The organism is Chryseobacterium sp. 22543, from assembly GCF_052044565.1.
Classification (GTDB): domain Bacteria; phylum Bacteroidota; class Bacteroidia; order Flavobacteriales; family Weeksellaceae; genus Chryseobacterium.
In genome coordinates, this window is the sequence record NZ_JBQENH010000001.1 from 270,896 (window position 1) to 293,772 (window position 22,877).

At 34.2% G+C, this 22,877-nt stretch carries 18 protein-coding genes; all 18 read right to left on the reverse strand.

All coding sequences use genetic code 11. The annotated features are described in order from the left end of the window. Nucleotides 1-137: 137 nt before the first annotated feature. Nucleotides 138-4,628 carry a hypothetical protein gene (locus ACTJIP_RS01165; protein WP_219072925.1) on the reverse strand — a complete coding sequence of 1,497 codons (4,491 nt, stop codon included), beginning with the start codon at nucleotides 4,626-4,628 and terminating at the stop codon, nucleotides 138-140. Then, nucleotides 4,628-5,647 carry a hypothetical protein gene (locus ACTJIP_RS01170; protein WP_440703997.1) on the reverse strand — a complete coding sequence of 340 codons (1,020 nt, stop codon included), beginning with the start codon at nucleotides 5,645-5,647 and terminating at the stop codon, nucleotides 4,628-4,630. Before ACTJIP_RS01170 ends, ACTJIP_RS01165 begins: the two co-directional genes overlap by 1 nt. Before the next feature lie 13 nt (nucleotides 5,648-5,660). Next, nucleotides 5,661-6,503 carry a hypothetical protein gene (locus ACTJIP_RS01175; protein ID WP_440703998.1) on the reverse strand — a complete coding sequence of 281 codons (843 nt, stop codon included), beginning with the start codon at nucleotides 6,501-6,503 and terminating at the stop codon, nucleotides 5,661-5,663. Nucleotides 6,504-6,754: 251 nt separating this feature from the next. Next, nucleotides 6,755-7,195, reverse strand: coding sequence for a lysozyme (locus ACTJIP_RS01180; RefSeq protein ID WP_077418696.1), 441 nt, complete (start codon nucleotides 7,193-7,195; stop codon nucleotides 6,755-6,757). Then, nucleotides 7,192-7,755 (reverse strand): hypothetical protein, encoded by a 564-nt coding sequence (locus ACTJIP_RS01185; RefSeq protein ID WP_440703999.1) that lies wholly within the window; start codon nucleotides 7,753-7,755, stop codon nucleotides 7,192-7,194. Before ACTJIP_RS01185 ends, ACTJIP_RS01180 begins: the two co-directional genes overlap by 4 nt. Before the next feature lie 87 nt (nucleotides 7,756-7,842). Beyond that, complete coding sequence (locus ACTJIP_RS01190) at nucleotides 7,843-9,177, reverse strand: ATP-binding protein (protein ID WP_440704000.1); 1,335 nt, start codon at nucleotides 9,175-9,177, stop codon at nucleotides 7,843-7,845. 158 nt (nucleotides 9,178-9,335) lie between these two features. Next, nucleotides 9,336-9,458, reverse strand: coding sequence for a hypothetical protein (locus tag ACTJIP_RS01195; RefSeq protein ID WP_440704001.1), 123 nt, complete (start codon nucleotides 9,456-9,458; stop codon nucleotides 9,336-9,338). Nucleotides 9,459-9,823: 365 nt separating this feature from the next. After that, nucleotides 9,824-10,561, reverse strand: coding sequence for a hypothetical protein (locus ACTJIP_RS01200; protein ID WP_440704002.1), 738 nt, complete (start codon nucleotides 10,559-10,561; stop codon nucleotides 9,824-9,826). Nucleotides 10,562-11,306: 745 nt separating this feature from the next. Further along, nucleotides 11,307-12,197, reverse strand: a complete 891-nt coding sequence (locus ACTJIP_RS01205) for a hypothetical protein (protein ID WP_077418692.1) — start codon at nucleotides 12,195-12,197, stop codon at nucleotides 11,307-11,309. A gap of 288 nt (nucleotides 12,198-12,485) precedes the next feature. Then, nucleotides 12,486-13,343, reverse strand: coding sequence for a hypothetical protein (locus tag ACTJIP_RS01210; protein WP_077418691.1), 858 nt, complete (start codon nucleotides 13,341-13,343; stop codon nucleotides 12,486-12,488). Between the two features lie 404 nt (nucleotides 13,344-13,747). Then, nucleotides 13,748-14,158, reverse strand: coding sequence for a 5-fold beta-flower protein (locus tag ACTJIP_RS01215; RefSeq protein WP_077418690.1), 411 nt, complete (start codon nucleotides 14,156-14,158; stop codon nucleotides 13,748-13,750). A 355-nt stretch (nucleotides 14,159-14,513) separates the two neighbouring features. After that, nucleotides 14,514-15,149, reverse strand: coding sequence for a hypothetical protein (locus tag ACTJIP_RS01220; protein ID WP_440704003.1), 636 nt, complete (start codon nucleotides 15,147-15,149; stop codon nucleotides 14,514-14,516). A 101-nt stretch (nucleotides 15,150-15,250) separates the two neighbouring features. Further along, complete coding sequence (locus ACTJIP_RS01225) at nucleotides 15,251-15,706, reverse strand: hypothetical protein (protein ID WP_077418688.1); 456 nt, start codon at nucleotides 15,704-15,706, stop codon at nucleotides 15,251-15,253. Nucleotides 15,707-15,863: 157 nt separating this feature from the next. Continuing rightward, complete coding sequence (locus ACTJIP_RS01230; RefSeq protein WP_077418687.1) at nucleotides 15,864-16,493, reverse strand: hypothetical protein; 630 nt, start codon at nucleotides 16,491-16,493, stop codon at nucleotides 15,864-15,866. Between the two features lie 7 nt (nucleotides 16,494-16,500). Then, nucleotides 16,501-20,697, reverse strand: coding sequence for a hypothetical protein (locus ACTJIP_RS01235; protein ID WP_440704004.1), 4,197 nt, complete (start codon nucleotides 20,695-20,697; stop codon nucleotides 16,501-16,503). 307 nt (nucleotides 20,698-21,004) lie between these two features. Further along, nucleotides 21,005-21,379, reverse strand: coding sequence for a hypothetical protein (locus ACTJIP_RS01240; protein WP_139348578.1), 375 nt, complete (start codon nucleotides 21,377-21,379; stop codon nucleotides 21,005-21,007). A gap of 60 nt (nucleotides 21,380-21,439) precedes the next feature. Next, nucleotides 21,440-21,619 (reverse strand): hypothetical protein, encoded by a 180-nt coding sequence (locus tag ACTJIP_RS01245; protein ID WP_077418684.1) that lies wholly within the window; start codon nucleotides 21,617-21,619, stop codon nucleotides 21,440-21,442. A 379-nt stretch (nucleotides 21,620-21,998) separates the two neighbouring features. Continuing rightward, a complete protein-coding gene (locus ACTJIP_RS01250; protein WP_156106583.1) occupies nucleotides 21,999-22,157 on the reverse strand; it encodes a hypothetical protein in 159 nt (52 codons plus the stop codon). Nucleotides 22,158-22,877: the final 720 nt, after the last annotated feature.

A 22,877-nucleotide genomic window follows, 5' to 3' on the forward strand; every position in this document is an offset into this window, starting at 1 on the left:
AATAACGGTAATTGCCTCTGATTCAAGCGAACTTTATATAAAAGTGTCTGAAGATAGCCAAGCCTGATCACGAATGGGCAAATGACGCCACTTTAAGACAAGTGACGTCATTTTATATTAGTGATTACTCATCATTTTTAATACATTTTATTTTCTGCATATTTATAAACGGTCTTTTCATCCCAGACAAATAACTGGATAGAGCTATAAGGTGGTATTTTATATGAATATCCTGCACTTTCTATGTCAAATCCTTGCCAATTATCACTAGCATTTAACACTAATATTCTTTGACCTCGGAAACATTTTCCTAACACAAAATGCTCACCATATACACATCTGATTACCAGCATTCTATTGTCAGAATCATAATATTGAGTTCCCGGCTGCTGCTCAATCATGCCATGAGATAATCTCATTCTGGATTTTTCATTGGTAATCTCATCATCAAGATAAGAAAGACTTCCGTCCGGAATAAATAAAGTATTAGGCTTCTCATCTTTTGATTTAAAGTTTTCGGTAGCTTTTACCGAGCCTGAAACAGTTACTTTATCGGCATCATTAGCATCTGTACCTATACCAATGTTATAGCTCTTTCTATTGAAATTAATACCTTCCCAGCCATTATATCTGCTTGAATATTTATAATACTCACCTTCCAATACAGCTAAATAGAATCCATCCTGTTCATTATATATACCAGATTCTCCGCCATTATATTCATCAGCAACCATTAATCCATTACCTGTATTATTAGTAAATTGCTGGTTTACAATAATACCATTACTAGACATAAAATTCCAGTTATTAATATGACCTTGTGAGAAATCTGCGTCACTCCATAATTTATACCATGTCTTAGACCACTTATCATCAATGCCTTTTCTTATTTTAAGCATTGGTATTCCTTCTCCATTTATACCAGTTTGATTGGCAAAAGCTAATTGATATGAAGAATCCCCAGTTGATGCAGACGTACCATCCCATGGAGCGTAAGTCATTACACCCGCATAATTTCCAGAACCTCCAACAGATCCAGCGTTAATAAAATCAAATCTAACTCTACGGGAATTACCATTTGGTGTAACAACTGTATTCGGGTCTCTTGAACCATCTCTGGATGTAATAAAATAATTGGAAGCTAAAACTCCGTTTGAATTGGTCAGATTTATCCATTGACCATCTTCCCCTTCAGGTTGAATTGACAGAGTTTGACTCGTAAAATTAGATGATACCCAGGATTGAGTAGCTAAGAATACATAGCCATCTGTTCTGTGATATATGTAAGGTGCACCTGCTGATAAACCACTTGAAAACCCTAATGTTTGTGCATTTTCAGCAGAATTAACTTTAGCATCAGGATTAAAATTATTGTTAGTCCAAAGTGTTTCTCCATCTGACAATAAAGGAATATTACCTTTTTTCGTCATGGTTGTGGTATTGATAGCCTGCCAATACTCTAAGTGATTGCTGAATAAAGGAAAATCTATTCTATGATACCATGTATTATTTCCTGCAATGTGTAAAGAGTTACCATAAGTAGACGGGAACCCGGTACCTGAAGCCCAATCTGTAATGCTTAAAGGATAATCTGTTTTTACTGCAGTTGCATCCTGATGATTACCTCTTTTCGCTAAGTATTCTGCGGGATTAAAATTGTTAGTAGTCCAAGGAATTCCACCTTGAATTTTAACAACACCATTGTCGGAATTCAATAATAAATCACCGTCATTTACCGCTCTAACTACAAAACTATCACCTGTCCCACCCCATGTGGCAGAACCTCCATCAGCTCCAATATAAGCTATATCTTTAGCCCCATCATACTTTTGCCATGTCAAATAATTCCCTGTCTGTGCAGTACTTTTCCACTTACCTAACATAGCTGGAGTCTCTATATTAAAAGCACCTGTCATAGTACCTCCATCTTTTCTAAGATAGTTTCCTAACTCTGAAGATGACACAAAATCTGCTGCTAATCTATGGCCTCCGCCCGCAGTTAAAAGATAGTTATCATTATAGCCAATTTTATTAAAACCTTTTGAAGAAACCTGGCCAGCATCAGTGAATTCTATACCATTATTTAAATCCCAATCTTCCGCATTATTTGAAGCAGAAGGTGCCAATATTAAATTGTTATTTGTAGGTTTCTGAATGGACCAGGATTTATAGGAACTATTTTTTAGTTTGAAAGGTATTCTGTTGTAATAGGATTTTGCTGCCGAGATAATTTCATCCGTATTTCTTGTCTGATAATCACCTGGTTTGAAATTTACATTGTCCCAGGCTCTTCTCCATAGAGTCCAGTTGCCATTATGCCCGCTTCTATAAACTAATTCTCCTGCATCTGCACTCGTATCATTATATTTTACCTGTAATTGTGCTGTGGTATCCTGAGCACCCATGTGCAACATAGGACTGTATAAATGCTGAACTCCTCCCGCATTATTGTTGGCTCTATAAACTCCAGAACTGGAATAGCCTCCAAGACTGTTGAAGTTATCATTAAACTGAACTGCTTTAGGGATATAGCTGCTGTCTGCAAAATTAGTTAACCAACTTCTTGTAGCGACTACATCAGAAGGCAAAACAATGATATTGGCAGGATATAAATCAAAGTTAGGTTCTATTGCATGAGACCATCCTACATTCCAATCTTGATTATAGTTCCCATATTTAACTTCCACTTTAGCTACTTCAAATGATAAGTAGGCATTCCAAAATGTATCCGCCTCTCCTAATAAAATACTGACATATCCGTCAGTTCCTATCCCAATTCTTGCGGTAGTTGTAGGAAAATTATCTGTTACTTCCCATATCGCTTTTGAACCATTAGGGACCATAGCCCCTGATACATATTTGTAAAAAGCTACATTAACTTTTCCCAGGTATTGACTTTCATATCCATAAATATTAATATCAATACTAAACATAGCATGATCTGGTGAAGCCTGTGGCATTTTAATAGCTAAAATACCTGTATGTCCCCCATCATCATAATAGCCCTGATAAACTTTATTAAATATTCTTACCTTATTCTGGTGCTTATTTATAGATCCCCCTCCTTCAAATTCCAAATCCTTTGCCCCAAGATTAACATCATGTGTTGCGCCATTATAGGGAACATAATTATTTAAAGCTGAAGCATTGACAAAAGTAGACGGATCTAAATTATGAGCATCCCAAACCACTCCATTTACTCCATTTTTATAGTGTATTATATCATTGCCATTAGACTCTATAATAGTATTAATAGTAGGATTTCCTATATATAATGTAGATGGATTACCATAATTTAAAACCTGGTTATTACCTGTCGTAAATGAAGTAGAATAAATACCCTGTTTAGAATAAATCTGACCTGACCGCCCCAGAAAATGGGTAGGATTATTGGCATCTCCAAAATGGAAACCTATACCTTCATTCAGGCTATTGGCACTTCCCTGATAATAAGAAAGTCCATACGTATCGGCATTAGCAAATGACCAGATTCTATTTCTTTCATCTACTTTGTAAAATCTGTTTTGAAAACCTTCATCTGTCTGCACAAAACCTCTTGAATGTATTCCGTAAGGAGGAATAAACTGGGAATCAGTATAAGCAGAAGAAGCCAGTAAACCACCAGATAAAATAACCTGAGAACTATTCCCATTTAAACCCGCTATAGGTCTGTCTGAATCTAATACCCAATAGCCACCTGTATCTTTTTTCTCCCAAAATGTATTATCAGAAACTAACTCTTCTTTGGTTAGTAAATGTTTAAGCTTGATCTGAACTCTTTTTGTACCTCCCGGGTCCGGATGATCCGAAACTGAAATAACCCGGTTTCTACCTTGGTCTAAACCTCCATACCCAACAGTTACTTTTACATCAAACCCCTGCCAATAAGACAATTGAGTAAACCAAAAACAAAGTTTACCGTTTAAGTTTAAGGCCGTAATCCCATCCCAGTAATATAATGTAGAATAGCCGCTATGAGAAATAATAGTACCGTTATAGATATAGCCCTGGATCTTACAATCCAAAGGTTGATCACTTCCGTACATATTACCTTTGATCTCTAAAAGAAACTGATCTCCATAGTCTACAGAATAGTCTACATCAGTTTCAATCAATGTTCCCTGCGGAAAGTCTCTTCCTGAATGAAACCAGGAGTCTTCTTTTTTTCGGGAATCATAATCTCCACCGCCTCCTGTAAGAAACTTTTCATTATCTGAACCGTCTTTATAATACCCGGCAGAATTTACGTAATCAAAAGCATTCCCATTGATATTCATAAAGTGATAACCGTTTGACCTGTACTGCAATGTAGCGCCATAAAGGCCCGGCTGATGAAAAGAAATGGCGGGGTAAACTGTATCAGATGTACCATTACCTCTTAATTCCAAAGCCACTGAATTATAAGCATTCCCGGTACCCCCTGAGAATGTTTTTCTTGCCGATATAACTTGCTCGGTATTAGTTGTCACTAAATTTAAATCAGACACAATTTCCGCATGGGTTCTTGTGCTGATTTTTTTCGTTACAGAATTCCAAACCATTACAGAACCTGCATCGTTTGGAACACTTTTCACAATTATTTCGCCTTCTACAGCGATGTGATTGTTAAAATATTCAGGAGCAATCATTAGTCTAATCTTGCAGTTAAAGTAATTCTATATTCACTCGGGGTAAGAGGTGCTAAAACATCTATCTGTACATCATTTGCCGATGTAGCCACACAGCTTACATTTATTTTTCTATTATCAGCATTACGATAACAGATATAATCAACATTCAGGGTATTCCAGCCATGATTAATGGAAAAAGTAACGGATGAGCCATCTCCGATTTGCACTGTTTTGGATTTAATTTTTTCATCCAGAACAGCTTTCGTAGATTTTGGAGTCATTGCTTTAATAGGATTGACTCCCTCAATAGCTTCATCATCTGTAGCAATTTGAATAAGTCCTTTCACCGTATCTGTAGCATCTACAATGTCAGGAATGCCTTTTTCTATAATCTGATAATTTTTAGGAGCATTTGAAGCATCATCAGTATTAGCAATAAGATGATCACCAACAGAAACGGGCTCATTGCCCACCCAGCCATTTGCTGTAATCACCCACACCATCCCTGTTTTAATGGCAGCAGATGTAACCGGTGTCGGAGCAGCCATTGAACCTTTAACAGCAGAAGGAGTATAGCCTCCCGGCTGATAAATCAATGCTCCAGTAAGGCTTTGCCCTATTAAATTTTCAATATAAGTTTTAATCTTATTGGATGACCAGGTAAATGTACCTGACTGAATAGCATCATTCAAAAAGATGGAAACAATATCTGCATTGGTAAGATTGCGGCCTGCTATTTTAATAACGTGTCCTGAACTATTGGTCAGTATCTGACTTAGCAATAGAAGTCCGCTTGTTTGATCTGTTTGAAATGGATTATTAGTCAGTGGATAATCGGGATGTACGTAATTTTGAGCCAAGTTAATCCATTGGGTACCGTTCCACTGATGCAACTCATTTTTATAATCAATGATCCAACCCGGGATAGCTTTATCCGTACTGGGAAGTGTATCAAAATACTGAAAGCGGGTGTGCTGTAATTCTCCAAAAAAATTATCCTGATGTGCGTTATTACTTATTACTGCGTTATTATTCATTGTTTTTTATTTTTTATGGTTTAACTTTTAAAATGAGAATATTGATTGGATTAACGATGTCGCCAAACATGTTAATCTTTATGGTTTGGTTGGTAGCGTAATCGTCAATATTTATTTTTTTTCCCGTAACACTGTCCCGGGCCTGAATGATTACATTTTCCGTTTCAAGGGTATTAGGAAACTCTGTACTTCCTGTGACCTGTACCACTGCACTTGTAGCTGTTTGTGAAATCAGCAAAACCTTATCATAGACTTGCTTATTAAATTCCTGTTGATTTTTCGGGCTGCCTAGCCCATCGTAGTCAAGTAACAGCTTTACTTTATCTTCCCTTGATTCTCCTATTGGAATAGCTTTTAAAGCTTCAATATCGTCACGGTTTTTTTTAATGAAGTTTACTATTTCCTGAAGTTCATCTAAAGACAAATCATTGGATAATAATACATTCCTAATATTTTCTATCTTCAGGGCTAAGTCTTTATCAGCATCTTTCAATGCATCAACAAAACCATCTACCTGTATTTTAGTATATGCATTACCCAATTGATCAGAACTGTCAATGGTAGCAGCATTGCTAATTCCAAGTTTACCTTTCCAACTGTCAACATGAGCTGAAGTCAGGTTGCCTGCATTCAGTAAAGCCAAATATTCTGAATGAGCATTTGGGTCTTTTAAATGTGCTTGAAATGCTTCCGCACTGGCAAATAATTGAAAAATTTCTTCAAACCCTTCAATGCCTTGCATAGGGATTAAGTCATCTTTGTGATAAAAAGATAAAAATGTGTCTTTAAACTGGGTTTCTGTTGGAAAATCTCCAGTTTCAAACCAACTGAAAATTGTATGTAATGGTGTACTCATTTGATAATTGATAATTAGTTTTGATAAAATTGATAATTGGGGAAAGGCCTAAAGATTATTTCTATTGCGCGGCATTTTAAGGGGAGCGAAGAAAACCATATCGTTGCAGATGAAGCTATATGGTATGCATTTACTTAGAAAGAATCAATGAAGCTGATTCCACTTTTGCTATCTCTGAAATCACCTGACTTTGAGATTTATTTCCAATGATAATATAGGGTTTAAAGTCCCCACTATTAGGTGGGAATTGCTTATTTAGAAAAGAACAGATCAGCCTCAGCCTTTCTTCTGCGGATGAGTCCGTTTAACGTTTTTCCGGCAGCAGTAATGTATTTCTCGGTAAACCAATTTCTGATTGTTTTCTCATCTGCCTTTTTATTAATCAAAGAAAACAGAGTGTCAGATCCTCCTGTATTGTACGTGTGAGAGACAAGAGCATCAAATTGATTTTGAGTAAGAATCAATTTAATTTTACTGTTGACGATTTTTTCATACGTTGGTAAAACAGATGAAAATAGCTCTATTCCTTTTTCTTTGCTGATTGCAGGATCTTTCATGGTTACTTTCTTTCCTCCCGGATAGTACGTGTTACCATACCCAATTGTCGGAATTCCTGCAGAATCCAGATAAGACTTAGCACTGAAACCTTCAAATGATACAATCAGGTTTATTCCTTTTTGTGATGTTTTCATTTCTTAAAATATTTATAGGTGAAAAAGATGAGTATTAAAGTGATTCCAATAATCGTAATGAAAATCCAGGCCAGGATTTCAAATCCATTTGATTGGATTTTCTTTGTTTCTTCAGAGACTTTTGAAGCTACTTCTTTGACCGTTTCTTTTGAACTCGTTTTCTGAGTTAAATCCTGAATAACATAGGTGATTTCTTCTTTTTTAACCTCTGATTTTTCATGGCTGGCCTTTGCATAATGGTTGCTGATGGAATATTCTGCATTTCCCACAATGGAAATACGCTGAATGGTATCCCTCCCTACTATGTTATGGAAAATAAGGGGATTGGATACATCAGATTTTCCTTTTATCAATAGATCTCCTGAGATTTCATTTCTCTCTTCCTTCAATGACACATCATCTGATATACTTTGAATTGATTGTGAGCTTTGTAAGCTTAAAGAATCAGCTGTTTCTGTTTCTTTTGTATTTTCTTTATAAGTGGTTGTAATTTTGTGTTTACTCCGGCAGCCCAACATGAGGCTGCTCAATATGATCAATAACAGAATTTTTGCTTTCATTGATTTTAGTTTTAAAAATTGAACAGGCCTATAGCTCTGATTTCTTGAATTCTTCAATTCCGGAAAACCTGATTGGAATTCAAATTCTTACATAAATATTTTATCTTCTTTTACGTACTCTTTTTTAATGCTGTCCAGTAACATGTCTACACTTACTTTGTAGCCGGGTTCTTTTAATGCTATTGTTTTTAAACTCACATCCTGTATGATATTCATAATATTAGAACCGGTTAATTCATATCGTTTGGCAATTTGTTCCAGATCAATATCTTCAAGCTGTAATTGTTCCGGTACGTTTTGCTGCCAGATACGCAGACGCTCTTCATGCTTTGGATTATTGAATTGTATGCAGCTATGAAAGCGTCGCGTAAAGGCTTTATCCATATTATTTTTAAAGTTGGATGCCAGAATAATAAGTCCTGAAAATGTTTCTATGCGTTGCAGCAAATAAGAAACTTCCTGATTGGCATATTTGTCATGGGCATCTTTTACAGAGGTTCTTTTTCCGAAAATAGCATCTGCTTCATCAAAAAATAAAATCCAGTTTTTATTTTCTGCTTTGTCGAACAGTTTAGCTAATTGCTTTTCTGTTTCTCCGATATATTTTGAGACCAGCATAGAGACATCTACTCTGAAAACAGGACGTTTGGTGTATTTCCCTAAAAGACTGGCTGCAAGAGTTTTTCCGGTTCCCGGTTCTCCATAAAACAGCACTCTGAACCCTGGTTTAAGTTTTGTCTGCATGTCCCAATCTTCCATAAGAATCCTGCTGCTATGGTACCAGGCTTCAATACTTTTAAGCTCCTGCAGCGTAGTTTGAGGAAGTATTAAATCGGTCCATGATCGACGGGTATGTATTTGTTCTGCAGGAAAATCATTGCTCATTTTCGGCAATAAATCCAAGCCAAAAATGATTTTATTAAAAGCTTCTTCATGAATTCTTATCTGGCTGTTCTCATGAGCTGAACCTGAAAAAGCAATGAGTTCTTCTTTACTCAAAACCGAATTCGGGCCGAAATAATCCAGTACTTTCAATCGTTCTGAGATACTATCCCCTCCTAAAATATATTGAGCGGTCTGAATTGTAGGATAAAAGAGCCTGCCACTATCATTGGTTGCACAGAAGTCAAACATCGCACTCCCTGGAAACTCCAAATAAATGCGTTTCAACAATGATGGATCCAATCGTGGTAATAAAGCCATTAAAAGAATCACAACTTCCTGATGGGCAAGCTCTTTCCCTGAAATATAATCTCCTAATTGAAAATTTTCATGGTTACTGGTATTAAATTCAGGGGCTCCTACATTAAAATCCTCTGATGGATTGTTTATACGCCATGTAATAACCTTTTCTAAATGAGTAAATAATTTTTGTAATTGTTCTGACTCCATTGGTTTTATGCTTTTAAAGATCTGGTGCATTGCTTCTTTTTTATTTTAAGATGCTTCCATCTGTCCTGTGGTTGATTTCAAGAAACCTCAGCCGGAAAGTAGCTCACATTCGAGTGTCTCTCCACACCTGCCGAAGCAGCTGCTTTTGGAAAGTCGCTCCGTCATTGGAGTCCTGCTTTTTTAAAGAATCAATCTACGCCTGAAAGAGAACTGCAGATCCGAAGACCTGTCATTCCGCTTCCGGGAAGAGATTCTAATGCTTTTACATCAGAAAATTCCGGGATTCCAGACGCTAAGAGGTGTCCTGTCAATGAGAATCTCTCCGATTGAGGTATGTTTTATATTTTATATGATTTTAAATATCATGCAACACATCTCAAGGATGGTTACGTTGTATTTCGTAGTTTGCTTAAGAAAACCTCAACCGGAAAGTAGCTCACATTCGAGTGTCTCTCCACAACTGCCGAAGCAGCTGCTTTTGGAAAGTCGCTCCGTCATTGGAGTCCTGCTTTTTTAAAGAATCAATCTACGCCTGAAAGAGAACTGCAGATCCGAAGACCCGTCATTCTGCTTCCGGGAAGAGATTCTAATGCTTTTACATTAGAAAATTCCGGGATTCCAAGCGCTAAGAGGTGTCCTGTCAATGAGAATCTCTCCGATTGAGGTATGTTTGTGATTAGTCAATAATGTAATTAACCAAATCGTTAAAGTCACGCCCTAAAATAATTTTTATATTAACGGGGTACGATGTATATTTTGTTCCGTTTATCTCAATTTCCAAAAACATCTGAATAAGAGAAAATGGTTTTCTATGATGAACTGTATGTCTGAATGAGCCCAGTCTGGTAAGTGTTCCCGATGGATAAAATTCATTAACCTCTGATCCAGGTCTGAAATAATTAACAGGATTGATGTCCAGAATCATTTCTTTAGATGTTACCGGATATTCGGACATTCTGCCCCAGGATATTGCGTCTAACAGCTGTTCCTTGTAAAAGCCTCCATCTTTCACTCCATCCTTAATCTTTTTTTTCTGTTTGTACCGTTTTATGATAATCTTAGGCTTGTATTTATCAATATCTAATTCGTTTGATAATTTTACCTTTAAATACTTATAACTTATACTTCTACTGAAAGCATGTGCATAATTATCTATTGGCTGTGGCTGGCTTCCATTTTCAGCTTCAAGGTTGATATGTCCTCGTCCTGATTTTTCAATATTTCCGGCTCTATAGAAATGATAGTATTTGGAGGTCCAGTCTGCTGATGCCTTTACATCCAGGCCGAAATTAAGCTCATTTAAATGAAGATAATTGTCTATGAATCGGCCAAACTGGCTTTCTGTAGGATATTTACCGGTTTCAAAGTAGGTTTTCAGCTCCTCTCTTGGGGTTAATATATTGTTTTCTTCCATGATATTTTAGTTTTCTTTATTTGCTTATATTCTTAGTATGCCTGCTTTCCGGAGCTGATTATCCGTTGTGATGTACAGTTCAAAATTGATTCTTTTTTTGTTCTTATAAAAGTTTTTAGTCCTCTCTATCCTGTAGTTGCAGCAACTTCCATATCACTCATAAACAAATAATTACACCTATACTCTACGGTTCTCGTTTCTTCATCTTTTGCAATACATTTCCACCTTCCGTTTTCACAGAATTTATTATTTGTTTTCAAAAAAACAGATGTGACAACCCTTCATTTCGCTTTCCGGATAAAATTCCAGTGGAAAAAGATTCCCGCTGCAGAACATCCTACCCAATTGAGGTTGTATTTTCAGTAATGAGAATGTAATGGGTTACTTCTCTGCCGTCTTGTAGATCTCAAGATCTTTTATATTCATAGGATACGGCTTGTTTTGTTACACAACAGTACTATTTATGTTGTGATGTACAGTTCAAAATTAATCACTTTTTTGTTCTTATAAAAGTTTTTTGCCCTATCTGTACTGTAGTTGCAGTAACTGTGTCTTTAGATCATTTCACAGGTGACATTTCTGTTTATTTCATCAGAAAACAGCTCATGAACAGCTCAACTGGTTTTCTTTTTATTTTAAAAAATAGTCTGCTTTATTTTTTCTGATCAGAACATTTTCTTTATGTCTTAATTATGCTCTTAACATCAATGATCTGATAGTTAAAAGTCAGTACCTAGTCCCTTTTTTATTCCTGTAACTCTTTTTCAGCCTGGTTATTATTTTCAACAACAGAATAATTACATTCGATCCTAACATTTCTGACTTTTTCTACCTGGCCACCCCACCAACTCTCTTGACTTTGCCCGGCATACAAATACCCTGTCGCTACAAGAGTGTTAGTATCTGCATCATACAAATCACACCGTATGTTCTGGCTGCTTGTTTGAAGGTCCGCATTATAAGAAATGTACAGAAAGTCCCATGCATCATAATGATCGGTAACAGTATCTTCAGATCTTTCTTCATTACCCCAATATTGCGAGTATGCTTTATATTGAATAGGCACTTCAGTTTTGTTAAGAAACTTAATACTTGTATTTACAATATTTATTCTTGCTTTATTATCCATTTTGGAAATTTCGATGGGTAGTCTGGTATTCTTCAATTTTCCAAAGTCAAAACCATCAGGAAGTGTATGCAGATTGTTTCCAAATAATCTACGAATATAATAGCTTTCACTTAACTGATAACCAAAACTATAATACTCAGTTTCCCCTAAATTACCTTCTGATATATTTTTTATTTTAATCGTATAAGGAGCACTTCCAAATAAGTATTGTCTCACTACACCTACTTTTGTAGAATCTTTTATTGTGATCACCTGATCTTCTTCATCCGGTGAGGCCACAACAATCTGGATTTCCAAATTTCCCACGTTATTTGCAAAATAGTAAATAAACGCACTATCAATAGATGCCAAACTGTTAGCAAAGAGTAACATTTCTTTTTTGTTTAGAACATCTTCCCTGTGTCTTAAAGAATCAATCAGATCCGAAAATTGGTTTTGTGTAGGATGTTTACCTGTTTCAAAATAGGTTTTTAACTGGTCTCTTGTAGTTGGTTTATTTTCTTCCATAATACTTTACAATTCTTAGCGGCTTATGCTTAGAGCATAATTACCTTTGGTTTTCAATGATTATTAATGTTATGTTTTTAAAGTTTGGGACTCATCCTTTTCTTTATTCCTGTAATTTTTTTTGGACTGTTCTGCTCTGTAGTGGCAGTAAACTTAGTTTTTAAAGTCGAATGATGGGTACATGATTTCAAAACTCACACCCTTATTCTTAGATCCTTTTTGGCGAATTTGATTATGCCAATATAAATATTTCGTAATATTGATTACTCCTCAGATATTCCTGTCTGATTATTTTTCATTGATAGAATAATTACATTCGATTCTTACATTTCTGATTCCACTTATGTCACCACCATACCAGGCGTCCTGATTTTGTCCGGCATATAAGTAGCCTGTAGCTAGAAGACTATTTGTATCTTCATCAACAATAGTGCATTGTATAGATTGATTCAATTCTGTAAGGTCTGCCTTATAATTAAAGCTTAAATTATCAGCTATATCATAATGATCAGTAACAGAGTCTTCAGCTCTGAATCTCGAACTCCAGTTACTTCCACTTACCCTGTATTGTATAGGTACTTCAGTTTTATTAACAAACTTAATATTTGTATTTATAACATTTACCTTTCTTCCATAATCTTGTTTATAAATTTGTATGGGTAACCTTTTACCCTCCAGCAACCCTAAATCAAAACCTTCAGGAATTGTATTCAGGCCATTTCCAAACATTCTAAAAATTGTATAGCTTGGGCTTATTTCATATCTCAAAAGATAATATTCAGTTCCTTTTAATGTTTCTTCTGATATTTCCTTTACTTTAAAGGTATAAGGTGCGCTGCCTAATAAGAATTGCTTTTCCACAATGTTGTCAGTTTGTCTTACGGTTACCACCTGGTCTTCTTCATCCTGCGAGCTAATAGCAATCCGGAATTTTAAATTTCCAACAATGTTTGTAGAATAGTAAATGAATGCATTATCAATAAGTGCCAGACTATTGGCAAGGATCGCCTTTTCTTTATTGGTCAGGGCATCTTCTCTGTGTCTTAAAGAATCTATCAGTTCCGAAAATTGGCCCTGCGTTGGATGTTTACCGGTTTCAAAATAGGTTTTTAATTCTTTCCTTGGAGTTAATTCATTTTTTTCCATAATTTCACTATTCTTTGCTATTTATATTATTTATATGATTGTTTTTGAGATACTAGTTCGTATCATTGATTTTAAGTCCAAAATTCATCTTTTTTTGATTCCTGTAAAAGTTTTGGGACCTTCCGATTCTGTAGTTGCAGTACCTGTTATTTTGTAAAACTGAATGGCTTGCTTCTTAAATTTCAAAGCTCAAAATTCATTCTTTTTTTATTCCTGTGAAAGTTTTTTGGCCTTCCGGTTCTGTAGTTGCAGTATCCTTTTTTCCGAATAATTAAATAACAGTTTCTGCATTTCTGTTTAGTAAACCTGTTCTGTATCTATAATAAAAAAGGCTCGGATCTTATGATCCGAGCTTTTTTTCAACTTATATGGTAACGCTAGTTTCTTTTTCGCAGAGCTGATAATTAATCCAGCCTAAAGAAGAAATACACTACAGCTGCCCACTCTTTTTTGACTCCTTTTGCATATCCTATAGTGCCGTGGCTGCTGTTTTCTACCGTTCCATCATCTTTGATGTAACCAATAGTGGAATGACTGCTGTTTTCTACAGTACCGTTACTTTTTACATAGCCAACGGTAGAATGACTTTTGTTTTCAATAGTTCCATCACTTTTGATATAACCAATTGTGCCGTGGCTTTTATTTTCAATCGTACCATCGTTTTTAATATATCCCACAGTGGAATGACTGCTGTTTTCTATGGTTCCATCGCTTTTGATATATCCAGTGGTACTGTGGCTTCCGGATTCTATAGTCTGGGCACTTACAGCGGAAAGACTGAACAGAAGGGAGCAAAAGAATAGTATTTTTTTCATATTCAATATTTTAATGAGTTATTAACTTTGGTTTATTTGATGTATTCAAAAGTATTGATTATTCTTTTATGTTGGATGTTATCCCATTAAATCTGAACTTATTTTTTGAGAATATCCAGTTTTATTGAAAGAAAAAACGAAGCTTTTAAATTTTGTCTTTAAAAAGATTATAAAATTGTAATTAATCAATTAATCCTCAATAATTTATGTCCCTCTTGCTGCCACATACAATCACACGAAAAGACTCATGCAGCAGCAAGAGAAATATCTTATTTTCACTATAACAAGAAAGCCGTTTTATTAGATCATAAAACGGCTTTCTTTAAAATTTATGTCAAATTGTATAATATGTATATTAAATGCTTTTTTCTGCTTCTTCTATATTATATACAATTCTATTATCCTCACTTATTAGAGGACTAAAAATCTCTTTGTATTTATCAAAGTTATCTTTATCATAATGAACAAGTACCGGAAACAGCTGACTTGCCTGATAATATCTTTTATTTTCTAATGCAGCATGTATTGCCTGTTCTGTTTCTTTTAAAAGTGGTCTGCAATTCCTCTTTAAAAGAAAATCTTTTAGATTGGATTCAAAAAATTTATCCCCATAAATGCTCAAAAAATGTTTAATATATGGATAAAGCTCCTGCTCGGTCTTTCCATTTAATGCAGCAATATATAAGGCATTTGTAATTACATCATATACATTGTCTTCATTGTGGAGTCTATGAGGTTCAAAATTTTCCTTTTCATCCCATTTTTCGGAAATGAACTGATCAAGTTGTTTAAACCCTTCCGGTATTGCCCACGCAAGTAAAATAAGCATGGCTTGATAAGCAATATATTGATTGTCATTATGAAGAAGCAATTTTAATTGTTCAACTCTGTCCGGATCTATTTTTTCAAGGAGTTGTACTTCGTTTAAATCATATCCTTCGTTTCCTTCTTCGTTATAGTGATAAAGGAGTTCGTTTATTTGGTTATTCATTTTATTATTAATTATTTTTAAATACTAACGTGGGAACTGTTGACTCATTAATTATTTTTTTGATTGATGATAGTTTAATGTTATCTATAGTTATAGCAAAATTATTTATGTCGCTCACGAGAATAATTTTTAGCTTCCTGTTGATAAATTTCATATTCTTCTTCAGTAATAAAAAAGACAATACTTTTATCCGTAAATTCTGATTCTGAATCAGATTGAACTATTGCATTTTTAACTTCTGGTTCTATTATTCTCACTGTTCCCGCCCATTCATTATAAGGCAACACAATATATGATTCTCCATAAAGTAATCCTATGCATATATCTTTTGCTGATTGCATTGAGCGATAATCAAAATGAGGAGGCCATGATTCATATATATTTTCAATTTTTGGTAAAAATAAAATTTCTGGAAAATGAAGGCCTAAAGTTAGCTTGAAAATACCTTGCATTTTTTCTTGCCCAAGATCTTCTGCATAGAAGTCTAAATCATCTTGTTCATTTGTACTATCTGAATAATATAAGATATAATTAAACTCTTTTTTATAATTTTTCATATTGCAAAAAATTTAGTTCACCATAAAAAACATTACCATTCATTATCAACTACTAAATATTCGGGGCATCATTCATCATTCATCATTCATCATTCATCATTCATCATTCATTCCTCTAAGAAATTAATGTTAAAATTACACTTTGGCATTAAATGTATTAAAATCTAGCAAAGATAATGTCATCTTTTTCATCTCTTATTCTTTCTATAGAATGAAGATCATGCTTATCAAAATAAGGAATAATCTTCTCTTTTATGAATACAGGAATTTTCATACGTTTTTCTAGATCTTCAGTTCGAGTATGGCTTATAATTAAATACTCTTTTTCTTCTTCTAAAGTATTTAGTTCTTGTATTTCTTTTGCTTCTTGTTTATAAATTTCATATTCCTGTTCACTAATAAAAAAGATAAAACTTTTATATTTAAATATCATTTCTTCTTTAGACTGAATTAAAGAATTCTTAATATCAGGTTCTAAAATTTTCACCTGCCCCGCCCACTCATTAGAAGGTATAACAATGTAAGATTCTCCATACAGTATTGCTTTATATATATCTTCTGCTTGTTGATTAAGATCATGATTTGATATAGGGGGCAAAAAATTTTCTATATTTTCTATTTTCGGTAAAAAGACTATTTCTACTCCTCCCCACCCTAAGCTTATTCCAAAAGCATCTTTTATTTTCTCATAACCAAAATCTTTTGCATAATTGAATAGAATACCTGAATCTTCATATGTAGAATCAAAGTAGCACATAGAGTAATTAAATTCTCTTTTTATATTCATAATGTTATTATTTTAATTTATTTTCTAATTGTTTAATTTCATCGTAAATAGAACCTATATATTCTTTAATAGTTGACATTCCACTAGTGCTATAGTTACTCTTTTGCAATATTTTGTCAAATTCAGCTCTATATTCATTTACTCCATGTTGGGCTTGTTTTAAAGAAGTATCAGAAACTTTTATTCCTGCTCTTTTCATCTCTTTTAATCGTGATAAATCTTTTAATCGATTATGATATTCTAAGACTTTAATAGCATTACTGTTTCCCTTAAATGTTGTTGCAAAATTTCCATTTTCTCTCAAAAACCCTTTTGGTGTAGGTAAATTAAGTCCTTCTTTAATTATTTTTTCAATCTGAATTACATGTCCATGTTCATGTAGAATTGTATTATAATCCATTTCTTTTATCAATATAACTTCTTTTTCGTATCGAATAATTTCATCTCCTTGAGTGATGGTTCTAATCTTTACTTCAGGATCAATTTTTATATTGCCAAAGTCCTGTTCTATAATAGTTACTTTGTATCCCAACTCTTCCATTTCACCTACTAAATTCTTAAAGTTAGGATGTAACTCCATTTGGACCGTACCGGTAGCTATGGTTTGTTCTGTTGCAGCTAATCCTGGTTTTGGCCCATAATTAGTATCTCTCCAATGACCACTTTCATTTATCCATTGTGCTTCTTGATTAGCTAGTGGTCCTAAACTCTCATCAAATGTACGGTTTTGTGTTGAGCTAATTTTATTATTTTGTTCCTTACTTTTTAGTCCATATGTTTTTTTATTCCCTAATGTGTGAGGATCTTCTTTTGGCAAAATATTTTTAGAGATATTATTTTTAGTCGATTTCACATTAAAATACTCAGCAGGAATTTCACCTTTAATTAAAATCTCTTTGTCTCTGACACTATTGTTAAGATCTCTTACCGCATCATCTACTCTTTTTTGATTTTTAGGCGTTGGACTTTCTTCAAATCTTTTCACCGCCTGATCTATTTTAGCCTGTAGTTCCGCTTGTACCTTTTCAGGTCTCAATACCTCTACCTCACTTATTTTACCTGCGGCGATATCAGCTTCCAGCCTTTTGATATCAACTTCAATCACATTGTCTCCGTAGGTTTTGCCTATACCAGGACCTTCATCTGAGAAAGAAGTATAAGGACTCTTACTTTTCATAGGTTCGCTTCCTCTTACGTGATCAGAAACAGTAGCACTTCCGTTTTTGTCTGCAGGAGTTAAGTTTCCTTCTTCATTAATGTGAGATTTTATCCTTCCTTCTTTTGAACCTGCAGGAGAATAAGGTCTGTTATCTTGTCTGAATATGCTTTCTTCATATACATTTTCCTGCACTGGAGCAGGTTTTACATCTTCTTCCTTAATATTGGATTTTGCATTACTTCTTTCATTTCTTACAGGCTGTTCATGCATTCTGTCAGGAACAGTCTGTTCTTCAAAAGGAAGTTGATTCAGGTTACGGTTTGGCGTTGTCGTAGTCTTTTTCTTGAAAGGTTCAGTAACCCAATCTTTTGCTTTTTTATACGCTGCTTTAAAATTTTGGCCCGCTTTAATCCATGTATCTTTTTTGAAAACAGAGGTTATTCTTCTAGGTATAGAAACAATACTTGCTTTTATTCCATTTCTTGCGGTAATGAACATTCGTTTACCAAAAGTTTTCGGGTTTCTTTTTGCCAGATCTTTTATGGAAGCTCCTCCTTTTTTCGAGGCTTTCCCACCTATCATCGCCAAAATGGCCATACCAGAATTAGCAATGTCGCTTTTTAACTCGCCAGAGTTTTTAAATAAAACTTCAGCCGTCTTTGCCGTATGTACGTCATAAATATTTTTAATTCCGTTGAGTATATTCAACCCTAATGCTATGGCACCAATCCAGAATGTGATGGTTCCCATTGTTATTGTAGCTCCTCCCAACCAGGCAGCTAATGGTGCTAAACCGCCCAGAGTGAAAATTGATCCTACGGCAGCAGCAAGTGTTAATATACCCAATATCCCTGTAATTACACCGGCTATGACAAGTACTTTATTGGCTATTCCGGTTGCTTTTTGAAGAATCATTCCTACCGGGTCTTCTGAGAATCCTTTCCAACTTGTCAAATCGTCCCAGATACCTCTTATAGATCCTGAAATAGCCTCCACCCATGCTTTTGGACTAAAGATCGATTCAATAAATTTACCTACATCAGTCCAGGTAATGGAGGTGACGTCATTCCAAATATCTGAAAAGGCAATAGAGATAGACATCCATAATCTTTTTAAACCGGTAATTCTATTCAGATTTTTGGTTACTAAGTTTAATGGTTTCTGTAAAGCATCTTTACGTTTGTTATTAAAGACCTCTATTTGAGAATTTCTGATGCTTTCAACATTTTGGTCGATTAAGCTTTGATGCTCAGACTGATCACTGTCATAATTAGCATTTACTTCTTCAAATTTATCTCTTAGTAAATTTTGTTTATCCGGGCTTAGTTGTCTTAGGAAAGCTACTTGTTCATCTTGTGTTTTCAATTGTGTAAAATCAACTAATAAACGCTCTGCCTCATTAAGTTCTTTTGGTGTTTGTTGAATTTTATCTTTTTCTTTTTGTATCAAACTATTTCGTCCCTCAACTTTAGACATATTGGCATAATAAGCATTTTGAGTTTTAATCACTTCATGCTCAATAATGTAAGAATCCAATAACAATGCATTTGCTTCCTGATTTAATTTCTTACTTTGCGATTCTACCTGTTTTAGTCTTGGGTTAAGTTGTCCTAACTCTCTTTTTGCTTCTTTATTCTTTTTAGTATCTGCTGCAAGTTTAGCTTTTGACTTTAGTATCGACGCTCTGGAAGACATTATTTCGCTCTGTATCCTTGTATTCTTACCTTTGGCTTGCTGAGCTTCCTGAGATAATTTCTGAGTTGTATTTCCTGCCTGAGATACTGCTTGATTGATCGTACCAGCGTTAGTACTTAATTCATTTAATTTTCTGGTAAGGTTTCCGGAATCAGCATTTTTAGGATCTTGATGTTTTTGAGATCCACCGAGTAAACTTTTTGCTTCGTTATTGAAATCACTTGCTTTGGTCTTATTTTTATTATATTCCTGCTGATATATTCCTACCTCCTGTTCTACCTTTTGTTGTCTTTTTACTGAGGTCTCTAATCCTTTCTCTAATTTATGGATGAGAGCTTCTTTACTTTCTATGCTATCTTCTGATTTTTGTAAATCATCGTCTGATTTCTGAATTTCTTTTTCAACCTCTTTAATTTTATTTTTTAGTGTTTTAGCTGCTTCATTTTGAGATTTTACCTGATCCCTAGCTTCTACTCCCTGATCCCTAAACTCCTGTGCAGCCGCAACAAGCCCCACAATGTTGATTGTCGCCTGTGCATCTGGAGCTATTTCAGCTTGCTCACTATCAAAAGCTTTATCCATTCTTGGAGTAACAACGGATTGAATATCATCAGGAATGACGACTTTTGTTTCTTTTTCTCCTTTAGTTTTTGAATTTAATTTTTTATTATTAGATTTTTTGTCATCTATAGCCTTTTCTGGGCGAGGCACTTCATTTTTATCAGCACCCTTTTTTGAGCTATTGCTATTAACTTCGGATGAAATTGGTTTAATTGGAGGTATTTTAATCTCAACTGCTTTCTCTTTTGGTTTCTGATCTATAACAGGTTTTGATGCTTCAGATTGGCTGCTAATTTTTTTTAATGTTTCATTTTCTCCTTCTCCTGGCGTTTTTACAGAAGTTTCCGGATTTTTAACTATCTGACGAACTGCTGTCTGCTCCCCTGACGTCTTTGGTACATAATTTTCCGATTTAATATTATTATAATCTTGTACTTGATTGACATTCAAGGTTGCCATATATCCTTTCTTCATCTTTTGAGTATCAGGATGGTTGATATCGCCGGTTTTGATTAAACTCTCCTGAAATCTTTTATGCATTATTTCTGCACCTTGGTCGTAAACAGTTTGTGAGCCGGGAACGGCTGCAATAGTACCATCTAAACCGAGTCTGTTACTATCAGGATTTGCTGATCCAATTTTAGTGGATGAGTCTCCAGATTTTTGTGTCTGTATATTTGCCACTTGCACCTCAGACAGAGGTACAGCCACCCGATCTTTCTGCTTTTGCTTTTTGCTCTGGTTTTTATTGGCCTTATTGTCTTTTTCTACAGGTTTTGCTGCTTTCATTGACTTAGTTTTTTTAATTTCATATTGTTTTAAAAGACCTATAGGCACAACCAAAATATTGTGCCTTATAGGGTGCCTGCCGGGTTGGAAAAATCGTCCCAATTAGGGTAGATTCTTTAAGAATTTAAGTAAATAGAAATGGTATTTGACTTTGAGAAACAGGCAACACTGAACCATTTCCTGGTTTGTTCTCTTGTTTTTGAATTTTCAGGTTTTTTAAAATTTAAATACACTCTTTTTCAGGATAACACCTTCTTTTGAGTGACTGATTCTGTCATTATGGTAAAGACTGTTTCAGAATCTTTTTTTATTTCATATCATCTTTTTTTTCTTCTTCATCAGATGATCTGTCTGTATTCGCACCATATCGGTTTTCAATAAGAAGATTCACTGCTTTATCAATCCAGTTAGGCAGATTATTAGTGATCATTTTCAGGAATTTATCATAACCGTATCCCAGTACAAATAATACTCCTGTTGAATACCATTTGTCATGCAATTCAGCTCTGTTCATTAAATAACTCATTGTAAAACCCACAATCACCACGATTACCAATGTGATAAAGTGTTCCCATGGCTGTTTTTTCTCTTTATTTTGTATGGAGACCAGTACCCTTAATAATCCTCCAGAAAATGCTATTGCAGTTCCGATCAAAAGGGCTTTTATACTATCCAAATTCATTCGTTTCCTATTATATTATTTATTATTTTTTTTATTTTCCAACAACTTTCAGATGCTTATTCATTCCTGAGACAGGATATACATATCATCTAAAAATTTTCTGATTTTCCGGATATTATCACTCTCATCTGCATACGCTAGCTCGTCAATAAGATCACTGATATCTCTGCTTGGTTTCTTCAGTTTTTCATTGTCTTTTTCCTTATCTTTTTTCTTTTTTTTCTTTTCTTTTTTTTTCATGGTTTCCAGAATTTATTAAATGAATAATTTCTTTTTAGTTTTTTAAGTTGATTTCTCTTCCAATACACTAAGGTCAAACGGTTTCTTTTTAAAATTCATGTTTCATTTAAAACAATAGAACTAAAGGCAAAACCGTTTTTCACCCTAATATTTTACTTATAATTTAAATTTGAGAAAGATGTCAGGACAGCCCTTCAATCTGATGCACGGATCTATTGAGGGTACAGCAATAATTTTGAATCCTTTTTACCTTTTTAGAATGAATAATTTCAAGATATGAATCATGAGTACACACTATCCACAAACATTATCTTACTGATATCCAAATAATAACATTATATTAAATGCTAAGAACTGAGCTTTCTTTCACAAACCATAACTATGGCTGAAGAATGATATTATATATTGTTCTCTCGGACAAAAACAACATTTCCATCAGCTCGTTGACAATCACTTTCATCTGTTTATCCTGATTACGTTTTACATAATCAATGACAAAATCTTTTCTTTTTTCGACTAATTCTTTACTACGTTTCATATTCTATGGTTAAAAGTTTTTTTGGTTAAAAAGTTTTTTTCGAATCAGACAGGCTTTCCTTTTCTTACCTATTGACCGTTTCATTGAGTCATAAGAAACCCTAAAGACGAATATTCCGTCTTTTAAAAGATGTCTAATTCAATTATTTAATTTTGTTTTTTTAGAAGCCGGTACCAGGTATTTCCCAATAAAAATTTTACCCTGACTTCTTTATTTAAATTTCATTTGCCCTTTTGTATGTATTAGCAATTTTACTGACAACTATAATTAATCGATATTTTATATGTTGAACAGTAATGATATTCTACATTTTGGGCCTGCTTTTTATTTTCAGGAAAAACAAAGAGCAAAATGATTGCTTTATTCAGATATCAATCAAAAAATAAACGCATTTTTATCATCAATAAAACGACATACAAACGAACAAAAATCAAATTATCTAATATTCAAAACGCACTTTTTACATTTTATAGATTGTTTAAAATTTTCCCTGTTTCTATTAGCACCGGATAAAATAAAAAAGGAAAATATCTGTATTTTAAATACACTATACATAAAATTATTTTTTAACTTTTTTAATTACAGATAATTACAAACAAAAAAACAACATTTTAAAATATTAAAAAAACATTAAATTTCAAATATAATTTTGTACATTTGTACCGTTCCATCTTAATGACGAAACAAATATACGAACATTGTTCGTTTTTCAAAATAAAA

Excerpts from the sequence above, each read along its gene's own strand:
- ACTJIP_RS01205 (WP_077418692.1), bottom strand. The coding sequence starts at position 12,197 with ATGGAAGAAAATAAACCAACTACAAGAGACCAGTTAAAAACCTATTTT.
- ACTJIP_RS01215 (WP_077418690.1), bottom strand. The coding sequence starts at position 14,158 with ATGAAAAAAATACTATTCTTTTGCTCCCTTCTGTTCAGTCTTTCCGCT.
- ACTJIP_RS01210 (WP_077418691.1), bottom strand. The coding sequence starts at position 13,343 with ATGGAAAAAAATGAATTAACTCCAAGGAAAGAATTAAAAACCTATTTT.
- ACTJIP_RS01250 (WP_156106583.1), bottom strand. The coding sequence starts at position 22,157 with ATGAAACGTAGTAAAGAATTAGTCGAAAAAAGAAAAGATTTTGTCATT.
- ACTJIP_RS01230 (WP_077418687.1), bottom strand. The coding sequence starts at position 16,493 with ATGAATATAAAAAGAGAATTTAATTACTCTATGTGCTACTTTGATTCT.
- ACTJIP_RS01240 (WP_139348578.1), bottom strand. The coding sequence starts at position 21,379 with ATGAATTTGGATAGTATAAAAGCCCTTTTGATCGGAACTGCAATAGCA.
- ACTJIP_RS01190 (WP_440704000.1), bottom strand. The coding sequence starts at position 9,177 with ATGCACCAGATCTTTAAAAGCATAAAACCAATGGAGTCAGAACAATTA.
- ACTJIP_RS01225 (WP_077418688.1), bottom strand. The coding sequence starts at position 15,706 with ATGAAAAATTATAAAAAAGAGTTTAATTATATCTTATATTATTCAGAT.
- ACTJIP_RS01170 (WP_440703997.1), bottom strand. The coding sequence starts at position 5,647 with ATGAATAATAACGCAGTAATAAGTAATAACGCACATCAGGATAATTTT.
- ACTJIP_RS01220 (WP_440704003.1), bottom strand. The coding sequence starts at position 15,149 with ATGAATAACCAAATAAACGAACTCCTTTATCACTATAACGAAGAAGGA.
- ACTJIP_RS01185 (WP_440703999.1), bottom strand. The coding sequence starts at position 7,755 with ATGAAAGCAAAAATTCTGTTATTGATCATATTGAGCAGCCTCATGTTG.
- ACTJIP_RS01180 (WP_077418696.1), bottom strand. The coding sequence starts at position 7,195 with ATGAAAACATCACAAAAAGGAATAAACCTGATTGTATCATTTGAAGGT.
- ACTJIP_RS01165 (WP_219072925.1), bottom strand. The coding sequence starts at position 4,628 with ATGATTGCTCCTGAATATTTTAACAATCACATCGCTGTAGAAGGCGAA.
- ACTJIP_RS01235 (WP_440704004.1), bottom strand. The coding sequence starts at position 20,697 with ATGAAAGCAGCAAAACCTGTAGAAAAAGACAATAAGGCCAATAAAAAC.
- ACTJIP_RS01245 (WP_077418684.1), bottom strand. The coding sequence starts at position 21,619 with ATGAAAAAAAAAGAAAAGAAAAAAAAGAAAAAAGATAAGGAAAAAGAC.
- ACTJIP_RS01200 (WP_440704002.1), bottom strand. The coding sequence starts at position 10,561 with ATGGAAGAAAACAATATATTAACCCCAAGAGAGGAGCTGAAAACCTAC.
- ACTJIP_RS01175 (WP_440703998.1), bottom strand. The coding sequence starts at position 6,503 with ATGAGTACACCATTACATACAATTTTCAGTTGGTTTGAAACTGGAGAT.